This window comes from Bartonella sp. CL25QHWL, assembly GCF_042195335.1.
Lineage (GTDB): Bacteria > Pseudomonadota > Alphaproteobacteria > Rhizobiales > Rhizobiaceae > Bartonella.
Genome location: NZ_JBHIOE010000001.1, coordinates 229,990 through 247,846, shown reverse-complemented (window position 1 = coordinate 247,846; position 17,857 = coordinate 229,990). Strand labels below are relative to the sequence as shown.

Below are 17,857 nucleotides of genomic sequence, written 5' to 3'. Positions count from 1 at the left end.
ACAATGAAAAAAAATGTTCTCATTATTGGTGCCGGAGGTGTTGCACAAGTTGTTGCGCATAAATGCGCTCAAAACAACGATATTCTTGGTGAAATTCATATTGCTTCACGAACACTCAAAAAATGTGAGGCCATCATTGCTTCTATTAAAGAAAAAAACACAATGAAAGAACAGGGTGTTCTCAAAAGCCATTCGCTCAATGCCATGAATGTAGAAGAAACTATAAAGCTCATCCAAAAGACCAAATGCGAAATTGTCATTAATGTTGGTTCTGCCTTTCTTAATATGTCTGTTCTTTCAGCTTGTATTGAAACCAAATGCGCTTATATCGATACCGCAATTCATGAAGACCCATTGAAAATTTGTGAAACACCTCCTTGGTATGGCAATTATGAATGGCCTCGACGTCAAGAATGTGAAAAAGCTGGTATAACCGCTATTTTAGGAGCAGGTTTTGACCCAGGTGTAGTGAACGCTTATGCTGCATTAGCGCGCGATGATTATTTTGATAAAATCACAGATATTGATATTATTGATATTAATGCCGGAAATCATGGGCGTTGGTTTGCTACAAATTTTGATCCAGAAATTAACTTCCGTGAATTTACAGGACAAGTATGGTCATGGCAAAATAAAAAATGGACTTCTAATAAAATGTTTGAAATCAGCCATGAATGGGATCTTCCCGTTGTGGGAAAACAAAAAGCCTATATGACAGGACATGATGAAATTCATTCACTTTCCAAAAATCTTGATGTAGAGAATGTCCGTTTCTGGATGGGATTTAGTGATCGTTATATCACTGTTTTTACGGTTCTAAAAAACCTCGGACTCTTATCCGAACAACCAATTAAAACGGCAGAAGGTCAAGAAGTCGTGCCCTTGAAAGTCGTGAAGGCCGTCTTACCCGACCCTTCCTCTCTCGCCCCAGACTACACAGGAAAAACCTGTATCGGAGATCTTATTAAAGGCGAAAAAGATGGAAACTCGAGAGAAGTTTTTATCTATAATATAGCCGATCACAAACAAGCTTTTCATGAAACTGGGGCACAAGGCATTTCCTATACAGCTGGCGTACCAGCAGCCGCAACAGCTCTTCTTATTGCCACAGGCGAATGGGATGTTAAAACTATGGTCAATGTAGAAGAATTACCACCCCACCCTTTCCTTAAATATCTTGATCATATGGGGCTTCCCACTTTTATAAGAAAACAACAAGAAGATAAAAAATTACAATTTTAATACCTATAGAAAGCATATGCTTGATTTTTTAAGTTATCACAAAACTGCCCAATGAAAACAAACTTAATATTCTCGTGTAATTATGGTTTTCAAAAAAATTTTAGCTATTCGTTATATTTTGGCAACATTACGATTTCTTAACAACCTTAAAGAAGAGACATATCATCTTTTTAAGACATAGCAAGCAATGATCAAGAAAAGCAGAGAAGAAAAAACTAACTTAATCACACTGTATGACTTGTCATTATCATCAAAAAGATAGTGTCATAAACAAAAGATATAAAAATACCGCTTTTTTAAAGAAGAGCGGTATTTTGTAGAATATCCAATCCCTCCCCTCTTCATCTTAAATGACAAAGATCCTTAACCCACACCAATCATTAAACAATTCAATTTCTTTGGGTGAATTCCTCTTGGCTTCTCTCTTCATATGATTCATCATCATATATAACACATTGATTTATAACAATAAAATATCATTTTCAACTTGATTCATAACGCTGAATACTGTAAGATTTTCTTATCACAAACTTTCTCACATTGAAGCAATTAAAATCTTTTGTCTGCACATCACAAACAAAGCGAGCGTGTGAGGTAAAATGATAAAAGAACAGAATAAAAATTCTCTTATGAAAACTCTCAAATAATAAAGAGCTTTAGAAATATTGAGAACTGAAAAAGTGTATTATCAATGTCAGCGTGTACTTTTACTAAACATAAAGATGATGGTGCACAATAGGTCTTATAACAGTTTGAATGAATTTCATATATTTCAAGAGAAACTTTACAGCTATACCATTCACGAGCACCATTGCGAAGTAGATTTGGGCATTTTGAGAGATGTTTTCTTAACACAAAGCACGCAGATAGGCTCAGAATCCTATCTTAAATATTTATAACAGTATAAAAACTACCCCATATATAAAACTTTACATAGACTAAACACCACCGCTCTAAACGATAGTGCACAACAGAATAATCAATCAAAACTGCACAACAGATATCTAAAACAGTAATTATCGAAAAGCATACAACAAATGGAACATTTTAATACAATTGGTTATATTCCTTTTTAAAGTTTTAAAATGCTGTTGCATGCTTCACTAATATTTTCCGCCTCATGTGCCTTTTAAAATGTACTTTTTAAAAGCTTTTTAAATATGAAGTGGTTTAGCAAATGTTGCCAAAGCTGCCTCACGCACGGCTTCTGATAAGGTAGGATGTGCATGGCAACAACGTCCCAGATCTTCTGATGAACCACCAAATTCCATTAAAACTGCAATTTCATGGATCATTTCACCAGCACCAAATCCAAGAATATGCCCCCCTAATACCCGATCTGTTTTTTTATCAGAAAGGATTTTAACGAACCCATCACTCTTTTGCATTGCACGTGCACGACCATTAGCCATAAAAGGAAATTTGCCAACATTATATTCAATACCAGCAGTTTTTAGCTCTTCTTCTGTCCTTCCTACACTCGCAATTTCCGGCTGTGTATAAACAACACTAGGAATAACATCAAAATTAACATGTCCTTTTTGACCTGCCAAAATTTCTGCCACAGCAACGCCTTCTTCCTCTGCTTTATGTGCTAACATTGGTCCTTTTACGACATCACCAATTGCATAAATTCCTGGAACATTCGTCTGCCAATGAGCATCAATTGCAATAAATCCGCGTTCATCTAACTGAACACCAGCCTCTTGTAAGCCAAGCCCCTCTGTATAGGGAGAACGTCCAGTAGCAATAAGCACAACATCAGCCTCTAAAGTTTCAGATTCACCACCTTTGACAGATTCAAAGCTCACCTGAGCAGTTGAGCCAGATTGTGTAACAGCTGTCACCTTTGCACCCGTTTTATATTCAATTCCCTGTTTTTCCATTAATTTCTGAAATTGCCGTGAAACTTCACCATCCATTGAGCCCAAAACTTTATTAAGATACTCAATAATGGTCACCTTAGCACCTAAACGGCTCCAAACTGATCCAAGTTCTGAACCAATAACACCAGCACCCACTACAATCATATGCGCTGGTACTTTTTCAAGTGAAAGAGCTCCCGTAGAAGAAACAATAGTCTTTTCATCAATTTCAACATTCACCCCTGGAATGCCTGAACTCTCTGAACCGGTAGCAATAATAATATTTTTTGTTTCAATTGTTTGTTTATTACCATCTCTGGCAACAACTTCCACATGACCCGCACTCAAAATTTTGGCTGTCCCAAAAAAAGTATCAACTTTATTTTTTTTCATCAAAAAAGAAACACCACTCGTATTGGCTGTTACCACAGCTTTCTTATGAACCATCATTTGTTCAAGGTTAAGCTTAGATTTACCAATAGAAATACCAAGCGTTTCAAAACCATGCTGGGTTTCAGAAAACACTTCTGAAGCATGCAACAACGCTTTAGAAGGAATACAACCAACGTTGAGACATGTTCCTCCTAATGTTGTACGCTTTTCAATAATCGCTACTTTAAGTCCCAGTTGTGCCGCCTTTATTGCTGCTACATAACCACCTGGACCCGCTCCGATCACAGCCACATCATAAGACATCCGTTTCTCCTTTCATCCTGAAAACTGTATTTTACAAATCAAGAACAAGGCGTTCCGGATCTTCTAAGCTTTCCTTAACACGCACAAGGAAAGTCACAGCTTCTTGCCCATCCACAATACGGTGATCATAAGAAAGCGCTAAATACATCATGGGACGAATCACAACTTGGCCCTCAACAACCATTGCTCGCTCTTTAATCGCATGCATTCCCAAAATACCAGATTGTGGTGCATTCAAAATCGGTGTTGACATCAACGATCCATACACACCACCATTGGTAATGGTAAAAGTTCCGCCCTGCATATCAGAAACGGCTAATTTTCCATCACGCGCAAGACGTCCCAAACGACCAATCTCTTTTTCAATCTCTGCCAATGACATTTGATCTGCATCTCGCACTACTGGAACAACAAGCCCTTTATCCGTTCCAACAGCAATTCCAACATTGACATAGTTTTTGTAAACAATATCTGTCCCATCAATCTCGGCATTAACAGCAGGAAGTTCTTTTAATGCATGACAAACAGCCTTGGTAAAAAACCCCATAAAACCAAGTTTAACACTATGTTTCTTTTCAAAAAGATCCTTATAACGCTTGCGCAAATCCATCACAGCTGACATATCAACCTCATTAAATGTGGTTAACATCGCTGCTACATTTTGTGCATCTTTAAGACGGCGAGCAATTGTTTGACGCAATTTCGTCATACGAACCCGCTCTTCACGTGTTTCTTGGACAGGAATTGCCGAAGAACTCGTCGCAGAAGAAGAGGGTGTAGGGGCATTTGTACTTTGTTTTAATCCACCAAGAACATCTTCTTTAAGAATTTGTCCACGTTTTCCAGAACCTGAAATATCGCTTTTTACAACATTATTTTCAGCCATCAATTTTGCTGCTGAAGGAGAAGGAGGCATTGCACTGCTCAAAGCAGGCTTCTCCGCTTCAGATGAAGCCGCTGGAACAAGCGTAGCAGAAGGTGAAAATGATTGGGAGACACCAGCTTCTCCAGCTTTCACCACTCCTAAAAGAGCATTTACTTCAACCGTATCGCCTTCTTTTGCAATGATTTCAGATAATTTCCCAGCAACAGGAGAAGGAACTTCAACGGTTACCTTATCAGTTTCTAATTCAACCAAAGGCTCATCCATAGCGACAGCTTCGCCAAGTTTTTTAAACCATTTGCCAACCGTTGCTTCGGTAACCGATTCGCCCAAAGTAGGAACACGAATTTCAGTAGTCATAATATTTTTCCATACATCAGAGTAGTAATAAATTAAGAACCTAACGCGTCTTTAAGAAACGCAGCCAGTTGTTCAAGGTGTTTCACCATTAACCCAGAGGCCGGTGACGCACTCGCAGGACGTCCTGCATAACGAGCACGTGAATATTGCGCATTAATATGCGTCAAAACCCATTCCAAATAAGGCTCAATAAATGACCAAGCCCCCATGTTTTTTGGTTCCTCTTGGCACCAAAAAACTTCCGCCTGCAAAAAGCGCGATAACACATTCACCAAAACTTTTGCAGGGAAAGGATAAAGCTGTTCAATACGAAGGAGATAAACATCATCAATACCCTTTTTTTCACGTTCTTCATAAAGGTCGTAATAAACCTTACCAGTACAAAGAACGACACGGCGAATTTTATTATCTTTTTGCAACTTAATGACAGAATCTTTGAGACATTCTGCATCATCAAGCAACACACGACAGAAACTTGTTTCTGGCCCCATTTCATTGAGAAGAGAAACCGCTCGTTTATGACGTAAGAGTGATTTCGGTGTCATCAAAATCAATGGCTTACGGAAATCACGCTTAATTTGTCGACGCAAAATATGAAAATAATTTGCAGGGGTTGTACAATTAGCAACCTGCATATTATCTTCCGCACAAAGTTGAAGAAATCGTTCTAAACGTGCAGAAGAATGCTCCGGCCCTTGCCCTTCAAAACCATGAGGCAATAAACACACAAGACCAGACATACGAAGCCACTTACGCTCTGCGGATGAAATAAATTGATCAAAAATGACCTGTGCACCATTAGAGAAATCACCAAATTGTGCTTCCCAAAGTGTTAATCCTCGTGGTTCAGCAAGAGAATATCCATATTCAAAACCAAGAACAGCTTCTTCAGAAAGCATAGAATTAACAACGTCATAAAGCGCTTGCCCCTTTTGTAAATGATTCAAAGGAATATAACGCGCCTCATTTTCTTGGTCATAAAGAACGGAATGACGTTGTGAAAAAGTTCCCCGCTCAACATCTTCACCGGAAAGACGAACCGGTGCACCTTCCAAACAAAGTGAACCAAAAGCTAAAGCTTCAGCGGTTGCCCAGTCAATACCCTCACCGGTTTCAAAAATTTTAGCACGATTATTTAAAAAACGTTGAATGGTTTTGTGAACGTGAAAATTCGCCGGAATTTCAACAATTTTCTGACCAATTTCCTTTAAAGTTTTTAATTCAACACCGGTTGCTCTAGAATGCTGCTCATCAGAACTACTAAAAGCTTTGAGTCCCGTCCAGCTTCCATCAAGCCAATCAGCCTTATTAGGCTTATAAGAAGCACTCGCTTCAAGTTCACCTTCAAGCTTATCGCGCCATAATTTTTTTTGTTGCTCAATCTCTTCTGAAGAAATCATTCCTTCTGCTACCAATTGGTCACTATAAAGTTGAAGTGTTGTTTTATGATTACGAATTGCTTTATACATAAGCGGCTGCGTAAAGGAAGGTTCATCACCTTCATTATGCCCATAACGGCGATAACAAAACATATCAATAACCACTGGTTTATGGAAAATTTGGCGAAACTCTGTTGCTATTTTGGCAACAAAAACAACCGCCTCAGGATCATCACCATTCACATGGAAAATTGGTGCATCAATCATTTTTGCGACATCTGATGGATAAGGCGAAGAACGTGAAAAACGTGGAGATGTTGTAAAACCAATCTGGTTATTGATAATAACATGAAGTGAGCCTGCAACACGATAACCTTTAAGACCTGAAAGACCAAAAGTTTCTTGAATAACGCCTTGTCCTGCAAAAGCAGCATCACCATGAATAAGCAATGGCATCACTTTTGAACGCTCACTTAATGGGAGTAAATCAGTATGCGCAGGTCCCATAAGTTGATCTTGTTTAGCACGTGCTTTCCCCATAACAACCGGATCAACAATCTCAAGATGAGATGGATTAGCCAACAGCGATAAGTGAACTTTTTTACCATCAAAGTCCAGATCAGCGGTAGTTCCCAAATGATATTTGACATCACCGGATCCCTCCACATCATCAGGCTTATAAGATCCCCCTTTGAATTCATGAAAGATAGCCCTATGCGGTTTGGCAAGAACTTGTGAAAGAACATTTAAACGACCACGATGTGCCATTCCTAAAATAACTTCCTGCACCCCCAAAGCACTACCACATTTGATAATTTGTTCAAGAGCGGGAATCAGCGCCTCACCACCATCGAGTCCAAAACGCTTTGTACCTTTATATTTAGTGTCTAAAAACTGTTCGAATCCCTCTGCCTGAATAAGCTTATTCAGAATAGCTTTCTTGTCTTGTTGTGTGAAAGAATTTTTTTTATCTCGCCCTTCAATGCGTTCTTGAAGCCATGCTTTCTGAACTGGATCAGAAACATGCATATATTCCACACCGATTGTTGAACAATAGGTCCGATTGAGAATCTCAAGCATTTGCGGAATAGTTGCATATTCCAATCCTAAAACATTATCAATAAAAATGGGACGCTCGTAATCAGCTGGAGTAAAACCATAAGCTTCTGGAGAAAGTTCCTTATAATCTTCTTGTTTTTCGGCCAATTGAAGAGGGTCAAGCTGCGCATGAAGATGTCCCCGTTCTCGAAACGCACGAATCATCATAATTGCATGAACGGAATCACGTGTTGCACGAATAATATCTTGTTTACTGGAAGTTTTTCCCTTTTGTGCAGCACCTGTTATTGCTTTTTCCTTTAATTTATCGCCAAGATATTTTTCAAGAGAAGACCAATCACCATCAAGAGCAGAAACCAATTCACCCTCTGCTTTTAATGGCCAATGATCACGCTGCCATGTTGCTCCTTCAGCATTTTTAAGAACATCTTCTTTATTATCATGAAGTCCTTCAAAAAAAGCACGCCACTGTGAATCAACACTGGTAGGATCTTTTTCATATTGAGCATAAAGTTGATCTATATAATCCGCATTCCCACCATAAAGAAATGATGTCTGTGCAAAAAGGCTATTTATTTCGTCCTGCCTTGCCATATACCTCTCCGGAACATCTATTCCGTCTCCTTATATCTCTTTTGACCTTTAAATGCTTACAAACAAGCAGTGATTTGAACATTCAAAAAAGTTTTACCTTTTTATACTCAAGTTTTTTCACCTGAATCTAAGAACCTTTGCTTATTCAGGTGAAACTTTCTTTTAGCCTTTCAAAACTGACATCAAAGTCTTACCTATCTGTGATGGTGAAGAAGACACACGAATCCCTGCTGATTCCATTGCTGCAATTTTATCTTCTGCTCCACCCTTACCACCAGAAATAACAGCACCGGCATGTCCCATTGTCCGTCCTGGAGGAGCCGTACGGCCAGCAATAAAGCCAACAACTGGCTTTTTTCGACCTTTTCTTGCTTCATCTTGCAGAAACTGTGCTGCTTCTTCTTCAGCAGAACCACCAATCTCACCAATCATAACAATAGACTGAGTTTCATCATCTGCTAAAAACATTTCCAACACATCAATAAATTCAGTACCCTTAACAGGATCACCACCAATCCCTATAGCAGTTGTTTGTCCGAGACCTTCCTGACTCGTCTGAAAAACAGCTTCATAAGTTAAAGTTCCCGACCTCGAGACAACCCCAACAGAACCTTTTCTAAAAATAGAACCAGGCATAATACCAATTTTACATTCATTTGGTGTAAGAATACCGGGACAATTAGGACCAATAAGACGAGACTTTGAGTTTTCTAATCGCGCCTTCACTTTAACCATATCCATAACGGGAATACCTTCCGTAATACAGATAATTAAACGAATTTCAGCTTCAATAGCCTCTATAATAGCTGCCGCAGCCCCTGCAGGAGGAACATAAATAACGGAAGCATCCGCACCTGTTTTTTCTTTTGCTTCTGCAACATTAGCAAAGATAGGAAGAGTTTCACCTTTTGAACCTTCCCATGTTTCTCCACCCTTTTTAGGATTAACGCCACCAACCATTTGCGTACCATGATAAGCAAGCGCCTGTTCTGTATGAAATGTTCCTGTTTTTCCTGTAAGCCCTTGAACTAGAACTTTTGTCTCTTTATTCACAAGAATCGACATAGCTTAAGCTCCCTTCACGGCTGCAACAATTTTTTGGGCAGCATCATCTAAATCATCAGCAGGAATAACATTCAAACCACTCTCATTAATAATTGCTTTACCCTGCTCAACATTAGTGCCTTCAAGACGAACAACCAAGGGAACTTTCAAACCAACCTCACGAACAGCAGCAACCACACCTTCAGCAATGACATCACAACGCATAATACCACCAAAAATGTTAACCAAAATGCCCTTAACATTTGGATCGGCCGTAATAATCTTAAAAGCAGCTGTCACCTTTTCTTTTGATGCTCCACCACCAACATCCAAAAAATTCGCTGGCTCTGCTCCATAAAGCTTAATGATATCCATTGTTGCCATAGCAAGCCCAGCACCATTAACCATGCAACCAATCGTACCCTCAAGAGCAACATAAGCAAGATCATGCTTTGATGCTTCTATTTCCTTTGGATCTTCCTCTGAAAGATCGCGTAATTCTAAAATATCTGGATGACGAAACAGAGCATTATTATCAAAAGAAACTTTCGCATCAAGAACACGCAAACGACCATCTTTCATCACAATAAGTGGATTGATTTCTAAAAGGCTCATATCTTTTTCACAAAATGCCTTATAGAGAATCGGAAAAAGCTTTTCACCATCTTCTCGCGCACTACTTTGTAGTTTCAACGCATCACAAAGTCTTGCACAATCAGCAGAAGTAACACCCTCTCCAGCATCAATGGGAAGCGTGAATATTTTTTCTGGTGTCTCTTCAGCAACCGTTTCAATATCCATTCCACCTTCTGTTGAAACAACAAAAGCAATTCGACCAATGCTACGATCAACCAAAAGTGAAAGATAAAGCTCCCGTTCAATATCGGCACCGTCTTCAATATAAAGGCGGTTGACCTGCTTACCCTCTGGACCAGTTTGTTTGGTTACCAAAGTTTTTCCAAGCATTTCTTGAACATTTGCAACAACTTCTTCAACAGATTGTGCAAGCCGAACACCACCCTTTGCATCAGGATCAAGTTCTTTAAACTTACCCTTACCACGACCACCAGCGTGTATCTGACTTTTAACCACATAGAGAGGTCCGGGCAATTTTTCCGCCCATTTTTCCGCTTGCTCTACAGAATAAACAGCGACACCATTTGCAATTGGTGCTCCATATTCATGAAGCAGACGTTTGGCCTGATACTCATGGATATTCATGCATTTGTCCTTTTCTTTTATGGATCATGGATCTTATTAATCCTAAAGTTTTAATATTCTAAATACTTATTTTAATGAATTAAACCTTGTTCAATTTACTTGAGACTAGGTACAAGAGCAATACAAGCTTCACAAAGCTTTTTAACCGCATTTACTGAATGATCAAAAGCACCTCTTTCTTCTTTATCAAGATCAATTTCAATGACTCGTTCAACACCACCTGCACCAAGTACAACAGGAACACCAACATAGGTATCATTAACCCCATATTCCCCTGAAAGATAAGCTGCAACAGGCACAACACGCTTAGTGTCCTTTAGATAAGCCTCAGCCATAGAAACAGCAGAAGCTGCTGGTGCATAATAAGCAGAACCTGTTTTTAACAAACCAATAATTTCTGCACCACCATCGCGGGTACGCTGGATAATTTGATCAATTCTTTCCTGTGTTGTCCAGCCCATCTTTACAAGATCAGGCAAAGAAATACCACCAACCGTTGAATAACGCACGAGAGGAACCATTGTATCACCGTGGCCCCCTAAAACAAACGCTGTCACATCTTTAATAGAGACCTTAAATTCCTCAGATAAGAAATGACGAAAACGCGCTGAATCAAGAACACCTGCCATACCAACCACTTTATGTGTAGGGAGACCTGAAAATTTCTGCAAAGCCCACACCATCGCATCAAGGGGATTAGTAATACAAATAACAAACGCCGAAGAAGCGTATTTTTTAATTCCAGCTCCAACTTGTTCCATAACCTTTAAATTAATGCCCAAAAGTTCATCACGGCTCATACCAGGTTTTCGCGCAACGCCTGCTGTTACAATAACAACATCAGCACCTTCAATTGTTTCATAAGCATTAGCACCTTTTAGACTGATATCAAAACCATCAACAGGAGAAGATTCGGCGATATCTAGAGCCTTACCTTGTGGCACACCTTCTGCAATATCAAATAAGACCACATCAGCAAGCTCTTTAAGCCCAATAATATGTGCTAAAGTACCACCAATCATACCTGAACCAATGAGAGCTATTTTTTTCCGTGCCATTTTATTTTTTCCTAACTTTTAGATAATTCAGCGCACACCCATCAGCGTCCGTATACTGAATATTTTTGACTTCAACCATATTCAAACAATATCATAAAAAGGAGTAAAGAAATGAAATTTACAAATTTCTCTCTTTACAGAAACAACAACCCTCCGCTGAAACAACTATTAGAAAATTATCACGATGTATCGATAAAGTGAATTTAAAAAAAATACAACAGAATTATTATATTTCTTTAATTTCAAAAAGTTATTGTTTTTACAGTTTACGTAAAGGTAAAAGTATAATCAATGCTTCTTCTTCAAAAGAAAATGTTCTTCCCAAAGTTTTAAATAATCGTAGCTTTGCATTTCGAAAAGACGTGATTGTGTTCTTTTAAATTCAAATGTTTCCGTAATCTGCGCATGCCCTTTATACAAATCCCCTACCCCTGCCGCAGCCGACATAAACAACCGTATGTGGCGTTCATAAAGAATATCAATAAGCAAAATAAACCGTTTTGTTTCATTGCGACATGTATCATCCATGACCGGTACATTATCAATAAAAATCGTATGATAACGCTCTCCTAATAACAAATATTCAGCCGCGGCCAAAGGCTTTGCACATAAATCCCCATAATCAAAACGAGCACATCCTGCACCAAAGCGCGGAATAGAAATAAGGCGCCCTTTTATAGAAAGCTCATCAGATGTCTCCTTATGTCCTTGCAATACAAGTGCCCATGCTTGATCCATATATTCATTTGCTGGGACCCCCAACGGCGACACATACACCTGTTGTAGATTTGATTTTTCAAGGCGATAATCTGTTTTTGCATCAAGATTAACAACGCGAACATATGCTTTCAAAACTTGAATAAAAGGCAAAAAGAGTTCACGATTTAAACCGTTACAATAAAGGTTATCCGGCGCCACATTTGAGGTTGCAATAAAGAAAATTCCTTTATCAAACAAAGCAGAAATAAGCCGTCCCAATACCATAGCATCAGCAATATCTGTTACACTAAACTCATCAAAACAAAGTATTTTTGCTTCTCGTGCAAGATCCTCAGCAACAGCTAAAATAGGATTATCTTGTTTAAATTTTGCACACCCAGATGCTTGACGATAAAAATTAATACGCTCATGTACATCAGCCATAAAATCATTAAAATGGGCACGCTTTTTATGACCTTTAGGCAAACAAGAAAAGAACAAATCCATCAGCATGGTTTTGCCCCGTCCTACTTCACCATAAATATACAGTCCCTGAAAAAAACCTGTTTCATCTCCTTGTTTTACAACACAAGAAATATTTTGTTTTTTCCTTTTAAATATTCTATTAAAGAAAGAGCAAAATATCCAAGTCCAAGGACGAGAGATATTTTGTTCCGTAATTTTTTTTAATAAATGATCAAAATATTCTGTTATAGCTAATTGAGCGGGATCAAAACAAACCTCTCCTTTAGCGACAAGCTCCTTATAACGTGTTGAAACGAGAATCATCCAAAAAACCTTTTTCAAACCGATCTCAATGAAAAATACAAATACTTTTCACGAATCTGTCCGTCTAGCTTAGCTTGTCATAAACGGTCAAAAATGATTTAACGACTTAAAACAACGGGATGATCATCAAGTGTACGTCCCTCAAAACGATCAACATTTGAAGAATAAAGAACGAGGATAACACGTCCAGAGTTATTATAAAAATATAATCTTTTTCCTTTAACGTCCCACGATCTCACTTGGGAAGCAATTCCTAGACAATGTAAAGGACCAGCACGGTACCCTTTTCCAAACTTTGTTTGTGGAGTTGCAATCCGGCAAACTTTTCCTCCCATAGAAAGATTCCATACCCCAGCAATACTTGCAGGAAATAAATCAGTGGCACTGCTTGGCAATTCGAGACTAGCCATTCGTCCATCGCTCTGAGAATCTCCTTTTTCATACACCAAAGCGTTTGCGTCTTCAGATATCGACGAAGAAGGAGACGACAGATCAGACGCTTCCAATATTGTCATTTGTTGAGATGGATAAAAAACTTCTAATGCGTTATTATCGTCATTACCATCAAACCGTGTTGTTGAACATCCCCCTAAAAACATTACAGTTGATAGTGCAACGAAAAACGAAACTCTTGAAAACGCCATGTCTGTACTCTCTCCCACGACAATAAATAAGTTCACAAAAAAATTAAGCGAATATTTGTTATAGTTACAAAGATAAATTAACAAATTAAAAAAAACAGGTTAAAATCACTTATTTTAAACGAAATAACTTATGTACCAAATTTTATATTTATTAAACACTGGAAATTTATAAGATTTTCAGCCATATATCTCTTTTATAAGTAATCATTAGAAATAGAGAAGTTTCATGAAAACGCCATTTAGCAAAATGGACGGTCTTGGAAATCAAATTATTGTTGTTGATATGCGTGAAAGCACTCATGCTCTTACACCAAAAGCAATCCTTGCTTTGTCAGCAGATCCTGAAATGCATTTTGATCAAATCATGGCTATCCACACACCAACCCAGAAAAAAGCCAACTTCCGCATCGAAATATGGAATGCCGACGGATCAATGGCTAAAGCTTGTGGCAATGGTACCCGCTGTGTCATCGCATGGCTTAAAGATCACAATTTTGGTGAAAAATTTCATTTAGAAACTCCCGCTGGAATTATTGAAGGGAAATACCAAACCGACAATCTCATTTCTGTTGATATGGGATGCCCAAATTTCAATGCAAAAGAGATGCCTGTTTCACGTGAAATAGTTGATACCAATCACGTAGAAATTACGGCTGGTCCCCTAAAAGACGCTTGTCTCATATCCATTGGCAATCTCCATGCTATCTTTTTTGTTGAAAATGATATTCAACATATTCCATTAGAAAAATATGGACCAAAACTTGAACATGATCCCCTGTTTCCCGAACAGTGCAATATTTCCATTGCTTGCATAACGTCAAAGAAAAGTCTAAGTTTACGTACATGGGAGCGAGGAGCAGGATTAACACAAGCATGTGGGAGTGCTGCTTGTGCAAGTGCAGTGGCTGCTTATCGTCGTGGTCTTACACAACGTCATATTGATGTAAACTTACCAAAGGGAACACTTAATATTTTTTACCGAGAAGACAATCACGTTATTATGACAGGACCAATAAAATATCAATTTAGTGGCTTTTTAAGCCCTTTAACAGGGTGCTACAAAAAGGATCACTCCTGATGGCAATAGAAATTGTAACTTTTGGTTGTCGACTTAATAGCTACGAATCGGAAATCATTCGCAAAGAAAGTACTTCTTCAGGGCTAGATCAGCTTAAAGATGGTGCTATTATCTTTAATACCTGTGCTGTCACTGCCGAAGCCGTACGACAAGCAAAACAAGCTATCCGCAAAGCACGACGTGAAAATCCTCATGCACGTATCATTGTAACAGGGTGTGCCGCCCAAACAGAAGCACAAAATTTTGCCTCAATGACAGAAGTGGATCTCATTTTAGGAAACGAAGATAAACTTCACGCCCATTCTTATCGTCAACTTCCTGATTTTGGTATTAACCATTCTGAAAAGGTGCGTATCAATGACATTATGGAAGTACAAAAAATTGCTCCACATATGGTCAGTGCAATGCAAGAGCGCACCCGCGCTTTTGTACAGGTACAAAATGGATGTGATCATCGCTGTACATTTTGCATTATTCCTTATGGACGAGGACCATCTCGTTCAGTACCCATGGGTGCTGTCATAGAACAAATAAAAAAGCTGATAGGTGAGGGTATCCAAGAAGTGGTCCTTACAGGTGTTGACCTTACAAGTTATGGCCACGATCTTCCTGGAAAAGCTACTCTAGGAAAATTAACTTCAGCAATTTTGCATCATGTTCCTGACTTAACGCGATTACGCCTCTCATCTATTGACTCTATTGAAGCAGACGAAGAACTCATCAATCTTTTAGCTTATGAAACAAGAATCATGCCCCATTTGCATTTATCTTTGCAAGCAGGTGATAATATGATTTTAAAACGGATGAAACGGCGTCATCTGCGCGAACATGCCATTCAATTTTGCCAAGAGTTGCGTGCCAAACGTCCTACAATGGTGTATGGTGCCGACTTAATTGCTGGTTTTCCTACAGAAACAGAAGAGATGTTTCAAAACAGTCTTGTTTTAATCAAAGATTGTAATTTAACCCATCTCCATGTCTTCCCCTTTAGTCCAAGAGAAGGAACACCTGCCGCACGTATGCCACAAATCAACCGTAAAATAGTTAAGATGCGTGCTGAAAAATTGCGTAAAGCAGGTGAGATGGCTTACCAAAAGCATCTTGCTCATTTACAAAACAGTCTACAAACAATTCTCGTTGAAAAAGATGAAATCGGACGAACAGAAGATTATACCCTTGTACAGGTTAAAGGTGCAAAAGCAGGAACAATTGTTCAAGCCCTTATCGTTGATCATGATGGCGATAAATTGATTGCTGTCCTTCCAAAATTAAACGCTGCTTGAGCAGGAAAATTCTTATGACGAAATCTTTTATTAAAAAAATATTCTCTTTTAACAAATCTCAAGAGCAAGAAATTGAACAACAGATTTCTATTCCTGATAAAAGCGATATAATAGAAGAAAATAAAGACAAAAATGAAAAGACAAAAAATAACCAAGTTTCTATAGACACAGAAAAAGAAGAACAAACAAAAAATCCAGAGTCAATACTTACAAAATATGATGAAAAATCTCCATTTTTAGAATCCCGTTCTGATAAAATTCCTTTTTCTGGTAAAATTATTGTCACAGACAACATCCGTGAAAAAAAGAATGAAGAAATTTTATCTGAACCTTCTGTTGAACAAAAAAAGACAGCGTGGTTTGGGCGCCTTAAAAAAGGTCTATCCCTTTCTTCACAACGCTTAAGCGGATCAATTAGCGATCTCTTTGTTAAAAGAAAACTTGATGAAGACACATTGCAAGAGCTCGAAGATATTCTTATCCAAGCTGACATAGGTGTAGAGACGGCAACACGCATCACAAATACTTTAGCTTCCAGTCGTTACGGAAAAGACCTCTCCCCAGATGATATTCATACTATTGTAGCGGATGAGGTCAAAAAAGTTCTGGAACCTGTTGCAATACCATTGGAACTTGATCTCAGCCATAAACCGCATGTTATTTTGCTGGTAGGTGTAAATGGCACTGGAAAAACGACAACTATTGGAAAACTTTCAGCAAAATTAACAGAAGGGGGATTAAAAGTTATGCTGGCAGCTGGTGATACTTTCCGAGCCGCAGCTATTGAGCAACTACACATCTGGGGTGAACGTACCAATTCTCCTGTTATTTCAACAAAATTGGGTGCAGATGCCGCCAGCTTAGCATTTGATGCTTATGAAAAAGCAAAAAAAACAAACAGTGATGTATTAATTATTGATACAGCAGGGCGTTTACAAAATAAATCTGAATTGATGGATGAATTAGCAAAAATTATTCGTGTTTTAAAAAAACATACCCCCCAAGCACCCCATACAATCCTTCAAACGCTTGATGCAACAACCGGACAAAATGCACTCAACCAAGTAGATATTTTCCGCGATATTGCTGGTGTTAATGGTTTAGTCATGACAAAGCTAGATGGGACTGCACGAGGAGGAATTCTTGTCGCTATCGCAGCAAAATATAAATTACCCGTTTATTTTATCGGTATAGGAGAAGATATTGAAGACCTTCAACCCTTTTCTGCTTCTGACTTTGCCGAAACTATCGCAGGAAAACATGCATGAAACAGCCTTTATCTAATCCTAATTTACACAATAGTTCTGAAAAAAAAATGAATAATAATAATAATAAATCTCTCTCACCAACACTTAAGTTTCTTTTGGAAATGGGTCCATTGGTTGCCTTCTTTTTTGCCAATTATAAGGGAGAATGGCTGATAAAAAACATTGGATTTTTTCAAAATTTTAACAAATCTATTTTCCCTGCAACAGCTATTTTCATGGTAGCGATAATTATTTCCCTAAGCTTATCATGGATCCTTGCAAGACAAATTCCTATTATGCCTCTTATTTCGGGAATATTTGTTTTAGTTTTTGGCTTTCTAACTCTCTGGCTTCATAATGAAACTTTCATAAAAATGAAACCAACAATCATTAATAGCTTATTTGCTTTTATACTTTTTGGTGGGATGTTTTTTAAAAAACCACTTTTACGTTATGCTCTTGATTCTACCTTAAAACTTGATGATTTAGGTTGGCAAAAACTTACCTATCGTTGGGCGTTTTTTTTCATTTTTCTTGCCCTTTTGAATGAAATAATTTGGCGTAATTTTAGCGATAATTTCTGGACAAGTTTCAAAGTATTTGGCGTCATGCCTATAACAGTCCTTTTCATGCTTACCCAAATGCCTATAATTATAAAACATTCAAAAGGACTTTTTACAGAAGAGGACAAATCTGATTCTTAAAAAAATCACCAC

General features: G+C 38.3%; 13 protein-coding genes. 5 read left to right on the top strand and 8 right to left on the bottom strand.

Going from position 1 to position 17,857, the window contains the following annotated elements; translation table 11 throughout:
• Positions 1-3: 3 nt before the first annotated feature.
• On the top strand, positions 4-1,242 hold the full coding sequence (locus ACFILY_RS00860; protein WP_375630655.1) for a saccharopine dehydrogenase NADP-binding domain-containing protein: 1,239 nt from the start codon (positions 4-6) through the stop codon (positions 1,240-1,242).
• Positions 1,243-2,396: 1,154 nt separating this feature from the next.
• Here the strand turns inward: ACFILY_RS00860 and lpdA are convergent.
• The 8 genes from lpdA to ACFILY_RS00820 form a co-directional block, all read right to left on the bottom strand.
• Positions 2,397-3,803: a dihydrolipoyl dehydrogenase gene (gene lpdA / locus ACFILY_RS00855; protein WP_375630654.1), complete on the bottom strand. Its 1,407-nt coding sequence runs from the start codon at positions 3,801-3,803 to the stop codon at positions 2,397-2,399.
• Positions 3,804-3,834: 31 nt separating this feature from the next.
• Complete coding sequence (odhB, locus tag ACFILY_RS00850; protein ID WP_375637294.1) at positions 3,835-5,046, bottom strand: 2-oxoglutarate dehydrogenase complex dihydrolipoyllysine-residue succinyltransferase; 1,212 nt, start codon at positions 5,044-5,046, stop codon at positions 3,835-3,837.
• Between the two features lie 32 nt (positions 5,047-5,078).
• Positions 5,079-8,078, bottom strand: a complete 3,000-nt coding sequence (locus tag ACFILY_RS00845; RefSeq protein ID WP_375637292.1) for a 2-oxoglutarate dehydrogenase E1 component — start codon at positions 8,076-8,078, stop codon at positions 5,079-5,081.
• A gap of 162 nt (positions 8,079-8,240) precedes the next feature.
• A complete protein-coding gene (gene sucD, locus ACFILY_RS00840) occupies positions 8,241-9,143 on the bottom strand; it encodes a succinate--CoA ligase subunit alpha (RefSeq protein ID WP_273790158.1) in 903 nt (300 codons plus the stop codon).
• A 3-nt stretch (positions 9,144-9,146) separates the two neighbouring features.
• On the bottom strand, positions 9,147-10,343 hold the full coding sequence (gene sucC, locus ACFILY_RS00835; RefSeq protein WP_273790159.1) for an ADP-forming succinate--CoA ligase subunit beta: 1,197 nt from the start codon (positions 10,341-10,343) through the stop codon (positions 9,147-9,149).
• 95 nt (positions 10,344-10,438) lie between these two features.
• Complete coding sequence (gene mdh, locus ACFILY_RS00830; protein WP_273790160.1) at positions 10,439-11,401, bottom strand: malate dehydrogenase; 963 nt, start codon at positions 11,399-11,401, stop codon at positions 10,439-10,441.
• 288 nt (positions 11,402-11,689) lie between these two features.
• Positions 11,690-12,889, bottom strand: a complete 1,200-nt coding sequence (gene zapE, locus ACFILY_RS00825) for a cell division protein ZapE (protein WP_375637355.1) — start codon at positions 12,887-12,889, stop codon at positions 11,690-11,692.
• A gap of 98 nt (positions 12,890-12,987) precedes the next feature.
• Positions 12,988-13,533 carry an AprI/Inh family metalloprotease inhibitor gene (locus tag ACFILY_RS00820; protein ID WP_375637290.1) on the bottom strand — a complete coding sequence of 182 codons (546 nt, stop codon included), beginning with the start codon at positions 13,531-13,533 and terminating at the stop codon, positions 12,988-12,990.
• A 226-nt stretch (positions 13,534-13,759) separates the two neighbouring features.
• Here ACFILY_RS00820 and dapF point away from each other — a divergent pair, with 226 nt between their 5' ends.
• The 4 genes from dapF to ACFILY_RS00800 are packed head-to-tail and all read left to right on the top strand — an operon-like array spanning position 13,760 to position 17,845.
• Positions 13,760-14,611 carry a diaminopimelate epimerase gene (gene dapF, locus ACFILY_RS00815; RefSeq protein ID WP_375637288.1) on the top strand — a complete coding sequence of 284 codons (852 nt, stop codon included), beginning with the start codon at positions 13,760-13,762 and terminating at the stop codon, positions 14,609-14,611.
• A complete protein-coding gene (gene mtaB / locus ACFILY_RS00810; RefSeq protein WP_375630643.1) occupies positions 14,611-15,894 on the top strand; it encodes a tRNA (N(6)-L-threonylcarbamoyladenosine(37)-C(2))-methylthiotransferase MtaB in 1,284 nt (427 codons plus the stop codon). The genes dapF and mtaB overlap by 1 nt, the downstream gene beginning before the upstream one ends.
• Positions 15,895-15,908: 14 nt before the next feature.
• Entirely contained in the window at positions 15,909-17,162 is a 1,254-nt protein-coding gene (ftsY, locus tag ACFILY_RS00805) for a signal recognition particle-docking protein FtsY (RefSeq protein WP_273790164.1), read from the top strand.
• Positions 17,159-17,845 carry a septation protein A gene (locus tag ACFILY_RS00800; RefSeq protein WP_375637286.1) on the top strand — a complete coding sequence of 229 codons (687 nt, stop codon included), beginning with the start codon at positions 17,159-17,161 and terminating at the stop codon, positions 17,843-17,845. Before ftsY ends, ACFILY_RS00800 begins: the two co-directional genes overlap by 4 nt.
• The last annotated feature ends 12 nt before the right edge of the window (positions 17,846-17,857 follow it).